Here is an 18,781-nt window from a genome sequence, read left to right on the forward strand (position 1 = left end):
GAGAGACGTTATGCAAGATAAGGCCGCATTTACGCCGCCCAATATGTGGCTGGCGGTGCTCGCGCTGTCGCTGGCCACGTTTATGCAGGTGCTGGACTCCACGATTGCCAACGTGGCGCTGCCGACGATCGCCGGCAACCTCGGGGTGAGCGCCGATCAGGGGACGTGGGTTATCACCTCGTTTGCGGTGTGTAACGCCATTGCGCTGCCGCTGACCGGCTGGTTTACCCGGCGCTTCGGCCAGCTAAAGCTGTTTATCGGCTCGGTAGTGCTGTTTACCCTGACCTCGTTCCTGTGCGGGTTTGCCCACAGCATGACCGAGCTGATTATCTTTCGCGCCCTGCAGGGCTTCTTCGCCGGGCCGATGTTCCCGATGTGCCAGACGCTGCTGCTGGTTATCTTCCCGTCGAGCAAGCGCAGCATGGCGCTCGCGCTGCTGTCGATGGTGACGGTCGTGGCGCCGATTGTTGGCCCCATAACCGGCGGCTGGATCACCGATAACTACTCCTGGCCGTGGATTTTCTACATCAACGTGCCGATCGGCATCTTTGCCGCGATTGTGGTCTGGACGCAGATGCGCGAGCGTGAAGAGACCACCACCCACGCGCCGATTGACTACATCGGCATTGCGCTGCTGGTGCTTGGCGTCGGGCTGCTGCAGGTGGTGCTGGATAAAGGCAACGACCTCGACTGGTTCGCCTCAATCCATATCGTCATTATGTCGGTAATTTCGGCGATATCGCTGGTTTCGTTCGTTATCTGGGAGCTGGGCGAGCGTCATCCGATAGTTAACCTGCGGCTGTTTAAGGACCGTAACTTTGCTATCGGTACGATCTCACTGACCCTGGGCTACGCGGCGTTTTTTGCCATCAACATTATTCTGCCGCAGTGGCTGCAAACCCAGATGGGCTACACCGCCATCTGGGCCGGGCTTGCCGCCGCGCCGATGGGCGTGCTGCCGCTGGTGATGACGCCGATTATTGGCCGCTACGCCAATAATTTCGATCTGCGTATTCTGGCTTCGCTCTCGTTCCTGACCATGGGAGCTTCCTGCCTGATTCGCGCGCAGTTCAACACCGACGTCGATTTCCGCACCATTGCCGAAGTGCAGCTGTTTATGGGGATCGGCGTGGCGTTTTTCTTTATGCCGATCACCACCATTGTACTGTCGAACCTCAGCGGGGCGGAGGTGGCGGAGGGTTCCGGTCTGGCAACCTTCTTCCGCGTGCTGGGCGGCTCGTTTGCCTCCTCGCTGACCACCTGGATCTGGTCGCGGCGGGAGGTGTTCCACCATGCCAACCTGACCGAAAGCGTCTCCGCCTATAATCCGGCGGCGGTGGACTATGTGGAGAAGATGGGCGGAGCGACCCAGCAGCATATGGCGCTGATCGATAAAACCATCGAGCAGCAGGCCTATATGATGTCGACCATCGACTATTTCTGGGTGTTAGGCTGGGGCTTTATGGCGCTGATCGTGGTTATCTGGTTTGCCCGTCCGCCGTTCAGCCGCGCCGGAGCGCCGGGCGCCCCCTCGGCCGGTCACTAGCCGTGCGGGGCCGAAAGGCGGGTCTGCTGGTCTGGCGGTGTTCCGCTCACCGAACACCTGGCAGAACATGCGGCCTCGGCGCCAGGAGGCTGTAGATCGCTGTGGAGCGATCCCCCTGGCAAACTGAGAGGGGGTCCGTTCACCGGACGCCTGAGGCGATAAAAGCGGACTGTCCGTATGGTCACCGCATGGTTTCAATCATTGTTGCTATCCGCAACGATGGACGCCAGGTGGCGAAAAGGCATGCAGCGGGGCCCTTGCTCCCCGCTGAAATCGGCGAACCGAAGGCCGGAAGACAAGGGCTGGCCGCCAGGGATGGCGGCAAGAGGCGAATCGAGACAGGAGCGAGCCCCGGAACGGGCGAGCAGGTCGAGTTGAGCCGACCGCAGGCTGCAGGCCGGGAGGTGAGCGCAGTGCGCAGCACCGATTTCCGTGCGGGACCGCGGGGATTGTTAAGGGGAAGACGGTTATCTTCCCCTTAACCCGGTCACCTGGCGTCGAGGCCGCATGTTCTGCCCAACGTTCGGTGAACGGAATACCTCTTAACTCATCGACGAATCTAGCGCCGGGCGCAGCCGCTGCACTGCTGGTTCTGGATCTGCTGGAAGAAGTCGTTGCCCTTGTCATCCACCAGGATAAACGCCGGGAATTCTTCCACCTCGATTTTCCAGATAGCCTCCATACCCAGCTCCGGCCAGGCCACGCACTCGAGGCTCTTGATGCTCTGCTGCGCCAGCACCGCCGCCGGGCCGCCGATGCTGCCCAGGTAGAAGCCGCCGTGCTTGTGGCAGGCGTCGGTCACCTGCTGGCTGCGGTTGCCTTTTGCCAGCATCACCATGCTCGCGCCGTGCGACTGCAGCAGATCGACGTAGGAATCCATGCGACCGGCGGTAGTCGGCCCCAGCGAACCGGAAGCGTAGCCGTCCGGCGTTTTGGCCGGACCCGCGTAGTAGATCGGGTGATCTTTGACGTACTGCGGCAGCGCCTCGCCGTTATCCAGCAGCTCCTTGAGCTTCGCGTGGGCGATATCGCGGGCGACGATAATCGTGCCGCTCAGTGACAGGCGCGTTGACACCGGATGGGCGGAAAGCTGTCCGAGGATGTCGCTCATCGGCTGATTGAGGTCGATGTTGACGACCTTGCCTTCACCCTGCTGGCGCAGCGCCTGCGGAATATATTTGCCCGGATTGCTTTCCAGCTTCTCAATCCAGATCCCGTGACGGTTGATCTTAGCCTTAATGTTGCGGTCGGCGGAGCAGGAGACGCCCATCCCAATCGGGCAGGAGGCGCCGTGGCGCGGCAGGCGAATCACGCGAATGTCGTGAGCAAAGTACTTGCCGCCGAACTGCGCCCCGAGGCCGAGATCCTGGGCGGCCAGCAGCAGCTCCTGCTCCAGCTGCACATCGCGGAACGCCTGGCCATGCTCGTTGCCCTCCGTTGGCAGGCCGTCGTAATAGTGGGTGGAGGCCAGCTTAACGGTTTTTAGCGTCGATTCCGCAGAGGTCCCGCCGATAACAAAAGCGATGTGGTACGGCGGACAGGCGGCGGTGCCGAGGGTGCGCATCTTCTCGACGAGGTAGTCCTTCAGCTTCGCCGGAGTGATCAGCGCCTTGGTCTCCTGGTAGAGATAGGTTTTGTTGGCCGAGCCGCCGCCTTTTGCCATGCATAAGAATTTGTATTCGTCGCCGTCAACGCTGTAGAGGTCGATCTGCGCCGGCAGGTTAGTCCCGGTGTTGACCTCTTTATACATATCGAGGGCGGCGTTCTGCGAATAGCGCAGGTTATCTTCGGTATAGGTGTTGTAGACCCCGCGCGCCAGCGCGGCCTCATCGCCGCCGCCGGTCCATACGCGCTGGCCTTTTTTACCCATGATAATCGCCGTGCCGGTGTCCTGGCAGGTGGGCAGAATGCCCTTGGCGGCAATCTCGGAGTTACGCAGGAACTGCAGGGCGACGTACTTGTCGTTTTCGCTGGCTTCCGGGTCCAGCAGGATTGACGCCACCTGCTGCTGGTGGGAGACGCGCAGCATAAAGGCCGCGTCGTGGAAGGCCTGCTGGGCCAGCAGAGTGAGCGCTTCAGGCGCAACCTTGAGGATCTCCTCGCCCTCGAACCCGACGACGCTGACGTGCTCTTTGCTCAGCAGATAGTATTCAGTCTCATCTTTCGCCAGCGGAAACGCTTCCTGATAAACAAACGGTTTAGTCGACATTGTTTAAGCTCCCTAAGAGTAAAACCGCCGGGAGTGACCCCGACGGTTGTGAATCAGAACATCATGGACATCCACGGATAGCCAATCAGCAGCAGGGCGGCCAGGAAGATGGCGCCGAAGATGGTGCCGAGGCGCCAGTAGTCTTTGGTCGGCAGATAGCCGCTGCCGTAGTAGATCGGGCTTGGGCCGGTACCGTACGGGGTGATGATCCCCATAATGCCCAGCGAGGTGACCATCAGCAGCACGAACACCTGCATATTGATCCCCGGAATGGTGGCGGCGATGGTCAGCATCGCCGGCAGCAGCGCGGTGGTGTGGGCGGTGGTGCTGGCAAACAGGTAGTGCAGCAGGAAGAACGCCAGCAGCAGGACGACCGTCGCCACGCCCGGTGAGATGCCGCTCATCAGCGCGCCGCCCTCTTTACCCAGCCAGGCGATAAAGCCGGTAGAGGAGAGGCCGTCCGCCAGCGCCACCAGGGTGGCGAACCAGACGAAGGTATTCCACGCCGCTTTATTATTGGTGATATCGTTCCAGGACAGGACCCCGGTCCACAGCATCAGAACGATAACCAGCAGGGCCGCCAGCGCCGGCTCAATCCACTCGGCGGCGAAGATCCACATCGTCAGCGCGAAGCAGACAAACACCAGCAGCAGAATCTCATTACGCGACAGGCGGCCGAGCTTTTCCAGCTCGCGCGCGGCCCACAGGGGCACTTCATCATTGACCTTCACCTCCGGCGGATAGAACCAGTAGGCCAGCAGCGGCATCACCGCAATCAGCAGCACGCCCACCGGCAGGAAGGCGATAAACCAGGTACCCCAGGAGATATTGATACCGACGATACTTTTCACCAGCGCCAGCGCCAGTAGGTTAGGTGCCAGCGCCGAAAGGAACATCGAGCTGGTAATACAGGCGGCGGTAATGGCGACCCACATCAGATAGGAGCCGATGCGGCGGGCGCTAGGGTCGTTAGGCTTAGAGCCATACAGCGGCGGCAGGTTGGCGATAATCGGGTAAATGGTCCCGCCGCTGCGGGCGGTATTCGACGGCGTGAAGGGCGCCAGCAGCAGGTCAGCAAAGGTGATGGCGTAGCCCAGCGTCAGGCTGCGGCGGCCAAGGTACTTCACCAGAATCAGCGCCAGGCGGCGCCCAAACTGGGTTTTATCGTAGCCCGCGGCAAACATAAAGGCGCCGAAAATCAGCCACACGGTAGAGTTACCAAACCCGCTGACCGCCCACTTAAATGAGGCGCCGGCCAGCTTGAATTTAGGGTCCGCCAGCTGTGCCGGGTCGAACAGCAGCCACTGGCTGCAGAGGGCGATAACGACTACCCCGGTGATGCCGATCACCGCCCCGGGGAGGGGTTCGAAAATCAGGCCGACGATCACGCCAACGAAAATGGCAAAGTAGTGCCAGGCATAGGGCGGCAGGCCGTCAGGCACCGGGACGAAGAGCAGCATTACGGCCACGATAATGGGCAGCGCCATCATCAGCAGACGACGCTTATCAGCAGCCTTAGGACTGGCTGCGCCGGCAGGCGATATGGTTGTCTTTTTCTCTTTCATAATGAGTATCTGCAAGTAGTTAAAAATAAGGTTGAGCCATCGGTGATTTTTCGCTTTCTTTAATTTCAAAACTTTCTTTAGTTATTAATTGTTGGTTTTATTATCACCGAGACGGTTATTTAACGCATTTTTTAGGGCGCTAAATTAAATCTGTTTGTTATTTATATATTGCTCTTTGATGTCGAATTGCAATTGATTGAGATCAATAAATCCAGGGGTCTGGCGTTTTTTTTATTTTTCGCAATAACCCCTGTGGAGAGGGTGGTTATTTGTATAAAATACTGCTAGATGTTAAATTTTAGTCGATTTTTAGCGTTTATCTGACAAGGCTATTTTATTTAACTAATTGATTTATTTGAGCTTAAATGAAAAATGGTGATTTTATTTTTATTAACAAAGGTGTCTTATTTGTTATCAATATTATGCTTTGTGTAAACGTTGTATTTTAAAAAAATAATACAATGGGAGTAGTGATGTTATTGTTGGTATTAAATAGTTTTTTAACTAACGTAAGTGATTTGGTAACTAAAAAATTCGCTATATTATTAACATGACAACAGGGATTAAAAACACAACCAAAAATAAATTCCTTAGCGAATTCTGAATTTCAATATTTAAAATCTGGAGTGTTACTATGACCAGTAATCAACGTATTTTGCAGCCCTTTACCTTACCAAACGGAACTGAGCTAAAAAACCGCCTGTTTATGGCGCCGATGACCACCTGTACCGGCTATTATGACGGTTCGGTCACCAGCGAGCTGGTGGAGTACTACCGCGCCCGTGCGGGCAGCATCGGGACCATCATCGTCGAGTGCTGCTTTATCGATAACTATGGCCTGGCTTTCCCTGGCGCCATTGGTATCGACAGTGATGAAAAAATTGCCGGCCTTGCCAAAATTGCCGAAGCCATCCAGGCGGAAGGGTCGAAGGCCATCCTGCAGATCTATCACGGCGGCCGCATGGTCGATCCGCAGCTTATCGGCGGCCGCCAGCCGGTCGCGCCGAGTGCGCTGGCCGCCCCGCGCGACGGCGCCGCGATGCCGCGCGCGCTGAGTACAGAGGAAGTCGAGGAGACCATCGCGAAATTCGGTGACGGCGTTCGCCGGGCGATTCAGGCCGGTTTTGACGGCGTCGAAATCCACGGCGCCAATACCTACCTTATCCAACAGTTCTACTCCCCGAACTCTAACCAGCGCGACGACTGCTGGGGCGGCAGCCGCGACAACCGCGCCCGTTTCCCGCTGGCGGTGCTGGAGATCGCCCATAAAATGGCCGGCCAGTACGCTGATGACGCTTTTATTATCGGCTACCGCTTCTCGCCGGAAGAGCTGGAAGAGCCGGGCATCCGCTTTGACGACACCCTCTACCTGCTGGAAAAGCTGGCGGCGCGGGGCCTCGACTATCTGCACTTCTCGGTGGGCGCTTCGCTGCGTCCCTCCATCGTTGATACCCGCGATCCGACGCCGCTGATTGAAAAATACTGCGCGCTGCGCTCCGCCAGCCTCGCGCAGGTTCCGGTGATGGGCGTTGGCGGGGTTGTCAACGCCGCGGACGCCGAGCAGGGGCTGGATCACGGCTACGATCTGATCGCCGTCGGACGGGCCTGCATCGCCTACCCGGACTGGACCGACCGCGTTGCCGATGGTGAAAACCTGGAGCTGTTTATCGACAGCACCCGCCGCGAAGCGCTGCATATTCCGGAGCCGCTGTGGCGCTTCTCGCTGGTGGAAGCGATGATCCGCGATATGAGCATGGGCGACGCGAAGTTTAAGCCCGGCGTTTTTGTCGAAAGCGTACAGGATGAGGCCGGAGAGCTGGTGATCCACGTCAGCCTTGAGAACGACCGCATCGCTGACGTTGAGCTGGCCTCTGCCGCGGTACAGACCGTGGAGTTCACCACCAGCTTTGAAGAGATCCGCGAGCGTATTTTGACCGCCAACACCCCGCACGTTGACGCCATCTCCGGCGCCACCAGCCAAAGCGAAGCGGTGAAAAAAGCGGTATCCAAAGCGATGCTGAAATCGAGCAAAGCGCTGGCAGTTGAGGAAGGCGGCGCCGATCGGGCGGTGAAAAGCTACGATGTGGTGGTGGTTGGCAGCGGCGGCGCGGGTCTGGCAGCGGCGATTCAGGCCCACGACGAAGGCGCCAGCGTGCTGATCGTTGAAAAAATGCCGACTATCGGCGGCAACACCATTAAAGCCTCTGCCGGGATGAACGCCGCGGAAACGCGCTTCCAGCGGGTAAAAGGGATCGTCGACAGCAAAGAGCTGTTCTTTGAGGAGAGCCTGAAGGGCGGGCATAACAAAAACAACCCTGAGCTGCTGCGCCGCTTTGTGGAGAACGCCCCCGAGGCGATCGAGTGGCTGGCCCGTCGCGGGATCATGCTGAACGACATCACCACCACCGGCGGGATGAGCATTGACCGAACCCACCGTCCGCGCGACGGGTCGGCGGTCGGCGGCTATCTGATCAGCGGCCTGGTGCGCAATATCAGCAAACGCGGGATTGACGTGATGCTGGATACCTCGGTGGAAGAGATCCTGATGGCCAACGACGAGGTGAGCGGCGTGCGTCTGCTCAACGATGAGCAGGAGCGCTTCGACGTGCAGACGAAGAGCATCGTGGTTGCCACCGGCGGCTTCAGCGCCAACAGCGCGATGGTGGTGAAGTACCGTCCGGATCTCGCCGGTTTTGTCACCACCAACCATAAAGGGGCCACCGGCGGCGGCATCGCGCTGCTGGAGCGCATCGGCGCCGGCACCGTGGATATGGGTGAAATCCAGATCCACCCGACCGTTGAGCAGAAGACCTCCTACCTGATTTCGGAGTCGATTCGCGGCGGCGGGGCGATTCTGGTGAGCCAGCGCGGTCAGCGCTTCTACAACGAAATGGCGACCCGGGATAAAGTCTCGGCGGCGATTATCGCGCTGCCGGAGCAGTACGCCTGGATCGTCTTCGACGAGCACGTGCGGGCAAAAAACAAGGCGGCCGATGAATACATCGCCAAAGGGCTCGCCACCAGCGCCAGCTCTCCGCGCGAGCTGGCGGAGAAGCTGGGGATGGATTACCATGCCTTCCTTGCCACCCTTGAGCGCTACAACGGCTTTGTTGAAACCCAGCGCGATGAGGATTTTGGCCGCACCACCGCGCTGCGGGCGCCGATTAACGAAGGGCCGTTCCACGCGATCCGCATCGCCCCGGGGGTTCACCACACCATGGGCGGGGTGACGATTAATACCGCGACCGCGGTGTTAAACACCGCTCAGCAGCCGATTCCGGGCGCCTACGCCGCCGGAGAAGTGGTCGGCGGCATCCACGGCGGCAACCGCATCGGCGGCAACGCGGTGGCGGATATCATTATCTTTGGTACCCTGGCAGGCCACCAGGCGGCAGTACGCGCCAGAGGATAACGTTTAGCGATCTGCCCCGGCCGCGCGCCGGGGCCATCCACAGGAGCTGCAACCATGTCCGACGACAGCCGCGTCTATAGCTACTCCGCCGTGTTAATGGGCTCGCCCATTCTGCTTAAGCTCTGGCGTCACGATGACGCGCTCGCCTCCCGTACCTTCCAGTTAATCAAACGCTACGAAGACCTGCTTACCGTCAACCGCGCCCACTCCCAGGTCATGGAGATTAACCATGCCGCCGGCCGCCATGGGGTTACCGTCAGCCGCCCGGTGTTTCAGCTGATCCAATGCGCGAAGGCCGCCAGCATGGTGCGGGATAGCGCCTTCAACCTGGCGATTGGCCCGCTGGTCAAGCTCTGGCGCATCGGCTTTCAGGGGCGCAGCGTGCCGGCGGCGGCGGAGATTGCCGCCCGCCTGCCGCTGACCCGACCGCAGGATGTGATCCTCGATGAGGCGGCGGGCAGCGTGTTTCTTGCCCAGCCGGGCATGGAGATCGATCTTGGCGCCATCGCCAAAGGCTATATTGCCGACCGGGTGCGCGATGACCTGCGGCGCCAGGGCGTCGACGCGGCGCTGATTAATCTCGGGGGGAACGTGCACACCCTCGGGGAGTGGTCCATTGGGCTGAAAAAACCCTTTGCCGCCGCCGACCAGCTGGTGGGCACGATTGCGGTGAGCGGCCAGTCGGTGGTGACCTCCGGCGTCTATGAGCGCTATTTCGAGCAGGACGGCAGGCGCTGGCACCATATTCTCGACCCGCGCAGCGGCTATCCGCTGGATAACGAGCTGGAGAGCGTGACCATCATTTCTGACGACTCCCTCGACGGCGATATCTGGACTACCCTGATCTACGGCCTGGGCGTGGAGAAGGGGCGCGCGGCGCTGCGTCAACGGGAGGATATTGAAGCGATTTTTGTGACTAAAAATCGCGAAGTGATCCTCTCATCGCAGCGCCGCTTTCGCTTTCAGCTGCTGGATAGCGGCTATCGGCTCACTGACTGTACTGCTTGAGCAGGCCGTACTGCTCGGCGACCAGCCGATAGCGGTAGACCGGGCGGCCGGTGGCGCCGTAGTGAATGCTGGTGTAGAGGATATTAATCTGCGCCAGCCAAATCAGATATTTGCGACAGGAGACGCGGGAAATATTCACCGCCACCGCCAGCTCGTCGGTGGAGAACTCGGTCGCCGGGTGGGCATCGATCCACTGACACAGCGTGCGCAGCGTTTGCGAGGTGAGCCCCTTCGGCAGCTTGCGCGCGTCGGTGGCTTCCGGCGCGTCGCCGTGCAGCAGGCGGTCAACGTCAGCCTGCTCATAATATGTCTGTCCAGTCATCAGCTTTCTTTTCTCGCGCCAGGCGGTTAACGCCTCCTCAAAACGCGGGAACTGGAAGGGCTTAATCAGATAATCGATAACGCCGTAGTGCATCGACGTTTGCACGGTTGCGGCATCGGCGGCGGAGGTGATCATAATCACGTCGATGGCGCGGCCGGAGGCGCGAATGGTCGGCAGCAGATCCAGGCCGCTATCATGCTGCATATAGACGTCGAGCAGCACCAGATCGATCTCCAGCTCGCCGTCGTTAATCATCTCCCGGGCCTTATTCAGCGTCGATGCGGTGCCGCAGCAGCGGAAACCGGAAATCCTCGCCACGTACAGGCGGTTCAGCTCGGCGACCATGGCATCGTCATCAACAATTAATACATTTATCACGCACTGTTCCTTTTACTATCCCAGGGAAGGTGAACAAAAAATTGGGTAAATACGCCGGGTTCGGACTCGACGGCAAGCGTCCCGCCCAGTTCGCGCAGCTGCTGGCTGGCAAGAAACAGGCCGACGCCGCGATTCTCGCCTTTGGTGGAGAAGCCTTTATTAAAGATGGCGTCGATATTGGCCTCCGGGATCCCCGGGCCGTCGTCGCTCACTTCGCCGCTTAGCCAGCCGTTTTGATAGTGTAGCAACAGGCTGACTTCGCCCTCGTGCTGGCCGCTCATGGCGTCCAGCGCGTTCTCAATCAAATTGCCCAGCACGGTGACCAGCACGGTAATCTGCTTTTCGTTCGGGCAGTCGGGGACGAGGCTCTCTTCCGCGAGGCTAAGGCTAAACCCGCGCTCTTTAGCGCGCTGGATTTTACCAATCAAAAAGCCGGCGACCACCGGAGATTTGATGCGATGCTGTATTTCGCCAATGTCCGCCTGATAATTATGGGCGGTTTGTAGCACGTACTCCTCCAGCTTGTCATAGCTTTTCATATTCAGCAGGCCGAGGATCACGTGCAGCTTATTCATAAACTCATGGGACGTGGTGCGCAGCGCATCCACATAGTTGACCATGCCGTCGAGGCGCTGCAGCAGCTGGCTGACCTCGGTTTTGTCACGGAAGGTGCTGATGGCGCCGACGGTAGCGTTCTGGCTGCGCACCGGCACGGTGTTGCTGATGAGCAGCAGGCCGTTGCAGCCGAGCTCGCGGTCGTAAATGGGCCTCCCGGTGCGCAGGACCTCCTGCAGATCGGCGAGCAGCGGCGTATGGGCGAGGGTTTTATCGGGGCCGCTGAATAGTATTTCGCGTGCGGCGGGGTTGATCAGGGTCACCCGTCCTTCGGTATCGACCGCCACCACGCCCTCTTTTAACGAATGCAGCATCGCCTGGCGCTGCTGGAACTGGGTGGAGATCTCCTGCGGCTCAAGGCCGAGCAGCACGCGCTTGAGGCCGCGAACCAGGCTCCAGGTTCCGATACCGCAGACCAGGGCGCTGAACAGCACGGTAAAGAGGACGTCCCAGCGGCTGTTGGCGATCTGGGTATCGACCTTGCTGAGCGAAATCCCGATCGCCACCACGCCAATTTGCCGATGGTTCGCGTCAAAGACCGGCGTAAAGGCGCGCAGGGCGGGGGCCAGCACGCCGTGGTTGACGGCAACGTTCTCCTTTCCCAGCAGGGTGGGATTAATGTCATCGCCGATAAACCGCTTGCCGATGATCTGGCCGTTGGGGTGCGAGTAGCGAATACCCTGCATATCGGTAACCACCGCGAACAGCAGATCGTTGCGCCGAACGATCGCCTGCGCCAGCGGCTGAATAATATTGCTGTCCGCCGGCAGGGTCAGGCCGCGCTTCACTTCCGGCATATCGGCCAGCGTTCGTGCCACCGCCAGGGCGGTGTCCTTCAGCCCGTCGCGGGTGGTATCACTGATTTGGATAAACCACAGCGCGTACACCAGCAGCAGCACCGACCCCAGCACGCTGCCAATCATCAGCGTCACGGCGGTACTCAGCTTCATGCTCTTACGGCGCCTGCGTGCGGGCGGTTCCTGCTCCGCTAACTCGTTCATAACAACCCCAGGGTAAACAGCGAAGGCCTATTATCGCTGAAGGTGTGAATTTCTTAAAGGCATGTAAAAAAGCAATAATCCCGCCGCCGGGAGCCGGGAAGCGTGACCCCACTCGCAGGAGGCGAGGTTAAATATCCCTATAGTAAATACGGAGTTATTTAAATGGAGGTTTTTATGAGCAGTAAGCCAACCGCTTCAATGACGGAACGACGCCACCCGGATACCCGCCGCATCGATAGTCTCACCACCTATGACATGCTCACGCTGCTGCACGCAGACGGCCGGCAGATTGCCAACGCCATCGACGCCTGCCTGGAAGACATGACCCGCCTGGTCGATAACGCCGCCGCAACCCTGAGCCGCGGAGGGCGGCTGGTGATCGTCGGCGCCGGCGCATCCGGCCGCGCGGCCCTGCAGGCGGTCAGCGAGTTTGCGCCCGAGGAGAAACACTCCCTGGTTGGGCTCATTGCCGGCGGGCCAGCGGCGGCGCTGCAGGAGATGGAAACGGCCGCTAACGACTACGATCTCGGCGCCCTTGAGCTGCAGGCGCTGCGGTTCAGCGATAACGATATGCTGCTGGCGCTGACGGTCAGCGGCAAAACGCCGTGGGTGTGGGGCGCGATGCGCCACGCCTGGTCGCTCGGTGCGCCGGTGGCGGTGCTGACCCAGCAGGCGGATAGCGAAGCGGCGCAGCTGGCGGATATTATCGTTGCGCCGCAAACCGGCCCGGAAGCGGTGGCGGGGTTTGGTAACCCAAAAGCGCAGCTGGCGCAGCGGCAGCTGCTCAACATGTTGACCACCGGGCTGGCCATTCGCGGCGGCAGGGTCTTCAGCAACCTGCGGGTCGATCTGCAGGCCACCAGCCCGCGCTGGGCTGAACGGCAAATTGCCATCGTTATGGAGGCCGCCGGCTGTTCGCGCAGCGAAGCGAAAGCCGCGCTTGCCGCCTGCAACCAGCACTGTCGAACGGCGATTCTGATGCTGCTCGCCGGGCTTGACGCGTGGCAGGCGCGGGAGCTGCTGATGGAAAACAACGATCATCTGCGCATTGCGTTACGCAATAAAACGCATCAGCTGGCAGAGTCGCAGCGTTAATTATCAGCGGCGCGCGATAATTCCGCGCGCCGCTATTTTTGCCTTATGTAACTAAATAAACCGGCGCATGTGCCGCCAGCCCTCTAATTATCGCCCTGCGTTGACCCGTTTTAATTTCATTAATCATTTTCTGGTTTTTTAAGTTAAAAAAGTGAAATCAAATAATTGATTAACTGTGCGGAAAATGTAAATGATATTTTAAAATATAATGAAAGTGCGTTAACATGTTTACACTTATTTCATTATGCTATGCGATAATTCTATTATGCCTGCAATAAAAAACTCGATCTTATCCCTCACCGCGCTGGCGATGTTCGTCAGTACGGCAACCTACGCAAATACCGACGCCGCAAAGAAAACTGATTTTCTGCTGATTGGTGGCGGGATCATGAGCGCCTCGCTCGGGACCTGGCTGCAGGAACTTCAGCCGGACTGGAAGCAGGTGATGGTAGAGAAGCTTGACGGCGTGGCGCTGGAGTCCTCGAACGGCTGGAACAATGCCGGTACCGGCCACTCGGCAAACATGGAGCTGAACTACACGCCAGAGCGTGCGGACGGCTCTATCGACGTCAGCAAGGCGCTGGATATCAACGAGCAGTTTATGATCTCCCGTCAGTTCTGGACGGCGCAGGTCAAGCGCGGCATTTTGCGCGACCCGCACTCCTTTATTAACTCCACCCCGCACATGAGTTTCGTCTGGGGCGATAACGTGGATTATCTGCAAAAGCGCTATACCGCGCTGCAGCAAACCGCCTTATTCCAGGGAATGAAATTCTCCACCGACCATGCGCAAATTAAACAGTGGGCGCCGCTGGTGATGGAAGGGCGCGATCCGCAGCAAAAGGTAGCGGCCACCTGGACCCCGGTCGGGACCGACGTCAACTACGGCGAAATAACCCGTCAGCTGATCGGCAGCCTGAAGAAAAGTAATAACTTCTCGCTGCAAACCTCCTCTGAGGTTACCGCCTTTAAGCGTAATGCCGATAATTCGTGGCACGTGACGATTAAGAACGTTAATAGCGGCGACGAGCAGACGATTGACGCGAAATATGTCTTTATCGGTGCCGGCGGCGGCGCGCTGAAATTACTGCAAAAGACCGGCATTCCGGAAGCTGACAACTACGCGGGCTTCCCGGTGGGCGGCTCCTTCCTGATGACCGAAAACCCGGCGGTGACCAAAGAGCATCTGCAAAAAGTTTACGGCCAGGCCTCGGTCGGCGCGCCGCCGATGTCGGTTCCGCATCTTGACGCCCGCTTCATTGACGGCAAGCGCGTGGTGCTGTTCGGGCCGTTCGCCACCTTCTCGACTAAGTTCCTCAAAAATGGTTCGATCTTCGACCTGCTGAGCACTACTACTACCGATAACGTTCTGCCGATGACCCACGTCGGTCTCGACAACTTCGATCTGGTCAAATACCTGGTGAGCCAGGTGATGCTCAGCGACGACGACCGCTTTGCGGCGCTGAAAGAGTACTATCCGGCTGCGCGTAAAGAGGACTGGAAGCTGATTCAGGCAGGCCAGCGCGTGCAGATCATTAAAAGAGACGCCGAGAAGGGCGGGATCCTGAAGCTGGGGACCGAAGTGGTGGTTGACGAGCAGAAAACCATCTCCGCGCTGCTTGGGGCTTCCCCGGGCGCCTCTACCGCCGCGCCGATTACCCTGAACGTGCTGAAGCAGATGTTCCCGCAGCAGTTTAGCTCCGCAGAGTGGCAGAGCCGCATCCACGCGATCGTGCCGAGCTATGGCCAGAAGCTGAACGACAGCCCGGCGCTGACCCAGCAGGTGTGGGACGATACCGCCGCAACGCTGCAGCTGACCAGGCCGCCGGTGATTGATATGACCCACTCCCAGGCCGCCGCCGCGCCGTCTGCCGAGCTTAAGCCTGCGGAATCTCCGCAGCACGATATGGCGCTGTAGCCGCCGTATTAACTCCGCCCGCACGTCATGCCGGTCAGCTCAGCAGCTGACCGGCATTTTTTTGCCTTGTCCGCGCCAGCACCGCCTCACGCCCCGTTCGGCAATTCCTTGCTCTGCGTTAAAGCATTTACCGGCGTTACGGTTATACTGGCTTGAATTCACTCGAGAAATAGTGAGCCGCGGCGGAAATAGGGAGTGCAGCGCAGTGAAAGACGACATTAGCCAGGATATTACCTTCCGTAAGCTGGCGGTATTTATGATGTTTATGGCCAAAGGCAATATCGCCAGAACCGCCGAAGCGATGCAGCTCAGCGGCGTCAGCGTCCACCGGGCCCTGCATACCCTCGAAGAGGGGGTGGGCTGCCCGCTGTTTGTGCATAAGGGACGCAACCTGCTGCCGCTGCCGGCGGCCTGGACGCTGCTGGAGTATTGTCAGGACGTTACCACGCTGATGACGCGCGGGCTGGAGGCGACGCGAAAGGTCGCCGGCGTCGGCCAGGGACGGCTGCGGATCGGCACGCTCTATTCGCTCACGCTGGAGACGGTCCCGCGGATCATCATGGGAATGAAGCTGCGGCGGCCTGAGCTGGAGCTGGACCTGACGATGGGCTCCAACCAGATGCTGCTGGATATGCTGGAAGACGACGCTCTGGATGCGATCCTTATCGCCACCAACGAGGGGGAGTTCAGCGACACCGCGTTTGACGTGGTGCCGCTGTTTGAAGACGATATTTTTCTCGCCGCGCCGGCGGCCGAACGGCTGGATACCGCAAAACCCGCCGACCTTCGCGACTATGCCGACCGTAAATTCGTTTCGCTTGCGGAAGGATTTGCCACCTACGCGGGCTTCAGGGAGGCCTTTCAGGTTGCCGCCTTCGAGCCTGAAATCGTCACCCGGGTCAACGACATCTTTTCGATGATAAGCCTGGTGCAGGCCGGCGTCGGCTTTGCGCTGCTGCCCGGGCGGATGAAAAAGGTCTACGAAAACGACGTGCAGCTGCTAAAGCTGGCGGAACCCTATCAGATGCGCCAGCTGATCTCGATTGTCTATTCCCACCATCGTGAACGCGACGCGGACCTGCTGGCGCTGGCGGCGGAAGGGAGGATGTACGCCCGCAGCCTCAACGGCTGAGGCGCTTCGCCAGGTGCAGCGCCACTTCAACGCTGTTTCGCTCCATGCAGATGGCGTCGCCCTGCCAGCCTGAGAGGTAGGTCAGCCCGGTCAATACGCTGCCGGGCGGCATCTCAATCGCCAGCCGCGCGTCGCGCTGATTGGCCGCTACCATGGCGTCCTGCCACTGTACGGTGCGCGCCATGTTGAAGGCTAAATCTGCGGCGATTTTCTGCGGTTCCCACAGCACGCGGCCGGTGGATCCGCTAAGATACGCCCGCGATGGTCGTGACAATGTCACGGATTCAAACGCCTGAGCTAATTCTGCCGCCGGCTTATCCAGCAAAGCACAGTGCGACGGTACGCTTACCGCAAGCCGGGCCGCCTTGCTGGCTCCGGCGGCCAGCGCCTTTTGCGCAACCTCCGCCATATCCTCATCCCGGCCGGCAATCACTATCTGCGTTTCGGCATTGAGGTTGGCAATGAAGGTACCGCTGCCCGCCATCAGTTTTTCAAGCTGATTCAGCGTGAGACCAATAATAGCCGTCAGGCCGTAGCCCTGCGGATACGCCTGCTCCATTAACTCCCCGCGCAGGGCGACGAGGCGCAGCGCGTCGTGAAAGTCCAGCGCGCCGGCCACTACCGCTGCCGGGTAAGCGCCAATCGACAGGCCGCTGACAATATCCGGTTTGACTTCGTGGCGAATAAGCTCTCTGGCCCACGCCACGCCGGCAATCAGCAGGCAAAGCTGCACCGCGCGGGTATGTTTCAGCGCGTCGGCAGTGTCGAGCAAGTTGGCTTCATCGCCAAGTACGGCGCGGACTTCGGCAAGAACGGCCTCGCCGTCGGGCAGGTTTTGCAGCATTCCCGGGCGCTGGGTGCCCTGGCCGGGAAAGGTAAAGAGGATTTTCATCATGACTCCCTGTGCCACGGCGTCGCGGTGAGCTGCGGCCCGGTGGCGGTTTTCAGCAGAACGCGTCCTTCGCGCAGCCATTCGTTGAGCGCAAACGCGCCAAAGGGCGTTTCAATCTGGGTGTCGGCGCGGCACGGCAGCTTTTCCACCTGCGCCTGCCACTGCCGCAGTTCGTCGTCGGTCAGCGGTTCAGGAGCGCGAATCAGCAAATCGAGATCGCTGTCGGCGTGCAGCACGGGAATTTCGGTGGCAAGGGCATAGGCCGTACTGCCGGTAATGCCCCAGATCCACGGCCACGCAAAGGTGGTCAGTAAAATAGCCGCCTGAACGGGCGGCTGGGAAACAAACGGCGAGTGCAGCAGCCGCTGGCGTTCGACCAGCGCTTCCGGCGTGACGATGTGGGCAACGGACTCGGCTTTTACCCATCCGGCCGCGCGCTGTTCGCGCTTTATGCCGCGCACGCCGACCGGGATATCGCCGCTGTCATTCACGTCGCGCCGCACCACCACGGGCAGGCCCGGCTGCCACTGGCTGGCTACCCACGCCTCCTCGACGTTGAGCAAGGCGTCGCGGCTTTTCAGCCACAGCAAATCGTGAGGGCGCGAGGTGAATGTCATATCAAATGCCTGAAGTTAAGGTGATGAACAGCGGTAGCGACAGGATACACAGAACCGAGCTCAACAGCAGCACCGCTTCCGCATCCGGCGACTGTACGCCAAAGCGGTTACCGAACACCACGCCGAAGAAGCCCGCGGACAGCGCGATCATCAGGATAGCGGTGATCGCTACGGAGCCGTGCAGGCCGAAAGCCACAACGATAGCCCACGCGATAAACGGCTGGATCAGCAGCTTGGCGATGGTCGCAATGCCCACCATGGCGTTCAGCTTCAGCTTACGGGCAGACAGAATCACACCGGTCAGGAACAGCGCCGCCGCGGTGGCTGAGAGGCCAAGCGGTTTGATTGCCGCCAGCAGTAGGTCCGGCATTTTGATGCCAATTGCCGAAAGGATCACGCCGAGCAGCGGGCCCATCACGATCGGTTTTTTCAGCGAACGCCACATCAGCACCGGCAGCATCGCCAGCGTAGAACCGCTGTTTTCACCGGCGGCGCGGGCTTTTTCACGTTCCAGAATCAGCAGACAGAACGGCGTCATCAGCACGGAACCGCAGGCGATGGAGACGGCCACGGAAAGCGACGTCGCGGAGCTTTCACCCAGCACGCTGCCGAGAATCGGCAGGCCAAGCGCGGCATAGTTCGGCAGCGCCACGGTGAGGGTCAGTACGGCGGCATCCTGCGGGGTCTTTTTAAAGACGCCGGTGGCCAGGAAGTAGATCGCCGCATAGGTGATCCACATCGCGCCGGTCAGCACCACAATCAGCGGTGACTGGGCGACGATGCCGGCCCACGGGGTCTGCACGGTGGCGCTGAACAGCGCGGCGGGCAGGGCAAAGTCCATTACGAAGATATTGAGCAGCGACACGTTTTTGTTGTCGACCATTTTGGCTTTGCCGGCCCAGAAGCCCAGCAGCATGATCAGAAAAATCGGCGCAAGGGCATGAACAATTACATAAGTCATAGATCACCTGTAGTAAGAAAAATAGAGAACATTTGCGATGTTTATAATTTTCTAAAAGCGGCTTGCCGTGGGCGCTATGCTGCGCCCGACGGTTGCCGCTTTCGGCAGGT

The 18,781-nt window shown here is 59.5% G+C and carries 13 protein-coding genes; 6 read left to right on the forward strand and 7 right to left on the reverse strand.

Features of this window, described 5'->3' with window-relative positions:
- Positions 1-10 precede the first annotated feature (10 nt).
- Positions 11-1,546 carry a DHA2 family efflux MFS transporter permease subunit gene (locus M2416_RS08970; protein WP_041145780.1) on the forward strand — a complete coding sequence of 512 codons (1,536 nt, stop codon included), beginning with the start codon at positions 11-13 and terminating at the stop codon, positions 1,544-1,546.
- Positions 1,547-2,105: 559 nt separating this feature from the next.
- On the opposite strand, the gene fumA is transcribed toward M2416_RS08970, so the two are convergent.
- The gene (gene fumA / locus M2416_RS08975) at positions 2,106-3,755 is read right to left on the reverse strand and encodes a class I fumarate hydratase FumA (RefSeq protein WP_259223402.1); all 1,650 of its coding nucleotides are present in this window, start codon (positions 3,753-3,755) and stop codon (positions 2,106-2,108) included.
- Positions 3,756-3,808: 53 nt separating this feature from the next.
- Positions 3,809-5,320 carry an anion permease gene (locus tag M2416_RS08980; RefSeq protein WP_076946836.1) on the reverse strand — a complete coding sequence of 504 codons (1,512 nt, stop codon included), beginning with the start codon at positions 5,318-5,320 and terminating at the stop codon, positions 3,809-3,811.
- A 634-nt stretch (positions 5,321-5,954) separates the two neighbouring features.
- On the opposite strand from M2416_RS08980, the gene M2416_RS08985 reads away from it, so the two are divergent.
- Positions 5,955-8,732: a flavocytochrome c gene (locus tag M2416_RS08985; RefSeq protein ID WP_259223403.1), complete on the forward strand. Its 2,778-nt coding sequence runs from the start codon at positions 5,955-5,957 to the stop codon at positions 8,730-8,732.
- A 54-nt stretch (positions 8,733-8,786) separates the two neighbouring features.
- Positions 8,787-9,740 carry an FAD:protein FMN transferase gene (locus tag M2416_RS08990; protein WP_259223404.1) on the forward strand — a complete coding sequence of 318 codons (954 nt, stop codon included), beginning with the start codon at positions 8,787-8,789 and terminating at the stop codon, positions 9,738-9,740.
- Here the strand turns inward: M2416_RS08990 and dcuR are convergent.
- Together dcuR and M2416_RS09000 are read right to left on the reverse strand one after the other, a co-directional pair.
- On the reverse strand, positions 9,721-10,440 hold the full coding sequence (dcuR, locus tag M2416_RS08995) for a two-component system response regulator DcuR (RefSeq protein WP_041145775.1): 720 nt from the start codon (positions 10,438-10,440) through the stop codon (positions 9,721-9,723). The genes M2416_RS08990 and dcuR overlap by 20 nt on opposite strands.
- Positions 10,437-12,056 carry a sensor histidine kinase gene (locus tag M2416_RS09000; protein WP_259223407.1) on the reverse strand — a complete coding sequence of 540 codons (1,620 nt, stop codon included), beginning with the start codon at positions 12,054-12,056 and terminating at the stop codon, positions 10,437-10,439. The genes dcuR and M2416_RS09000 overlap by 4 nt, the downstream gene beginning before the upstream one ends.
- Positions 12,057-12,230: 174 nt before the next feature.
- Between M2416_RS09000 and M2416_RS09005 the strand changes: the two genes are divergently transcribed.
- From M2416_RS09005 to M2416_RS09015, 3 genes are all read left to right on the forward strand, one after another.
- The gene (locus tag M2416_RS09005; protein ID WP_259223408.1) at positions 12,231-13,151 is read left to right on the forward strand and encodes an N-acetylmuramic acid 6-phosphate etherase; all 921 of its coding nucleotides are present in this window, start codon (positions 12,231-12,233) and stop codon (positions 13,149-13,151) included.
- Positions 13,152-13,416: 265 nt separating this feature from the next.
- Entirely contained in the window at positions 13,417-15,069 is a 1,653-nt protein-coding gene (mqo, locus tag M2416_RS09010) for a malate dehydrogenase (quinone) (protein ID WP_259223410.1), read from the forward strand.
- Positions 15,070-15,274: 205 nt separating this feature from the next.
- Positions 15,275-16,201 carry a LysR family transcriptional regulator gene (locus M2416_RS09015; RefSeq protein ID WP_123708110.1) on the forward strand — a complete coding sequence of 309 codons (927 nt, stop codon included), beginning with the start codon at positions 15,275-15,277 and terminating at the stop codon, positions 16,199-16,201.
- On the opposite strand, the gene mdcH is transcribed toward M2416_RS09015, so the two are convergent.
- From mdcH to M2416_RS09030, 3 genes are read right to left on the reverse strand one after another with little or no spacing between them, the layout of a single operon-like run.
- A complete protein-coding gene (gene mdcH / locus M2416_RS09020; RefSeq protein ID WP_259223412.1) occupies positions 16,191-17,093 on the reverse strand; it encodes a malonate decarboxylase subunit epsilon in 903 nt (300 codons plus the stop codon). The two genes, M2416_RS09015 and mdcH, sit on opposite strands and share 11 nt — an antisense overlap.
- A complete protein-coding gene (locus M2416_RS09025) occupies positions 17,093-17,710 on the reverse strand; it encodes a malonate decarboxylase holo-ACP synthase (protein ID WP_259223413.1) in 618 nt (205 codons plus the stop codon). The genes mdcH and M2416_RS09025 overlap by 1 nt, the downstream gene beginning before the upstream one ends.
- 1 nt (position 17,711) lies before the next feature.
- Positions 17,712-18,671: an AEC family transporter gene (locus tag M2416_RS09030; RefSeq protein WP_259223415.1), complete on the reverse strand. Its 960-nt coding sequence runs from the start codon at positions 18,669-18,671 to the stop codon at positions 17,712-17,714.
- Between the last annotated feature and the right edge of the window lie 110 nt (positions 18,672-18,781).

Origin of the sequence: Klebsiella sp. BIGb0132, from assembly GCF_024810075.1 — a bacterium.
Lineage (GTDB): Bacteria > Pseudomonadota > Gammaproteobacteria > Enterobacterales > Enterobacteriaceae > Klebsiella > Klebsiella terrigena.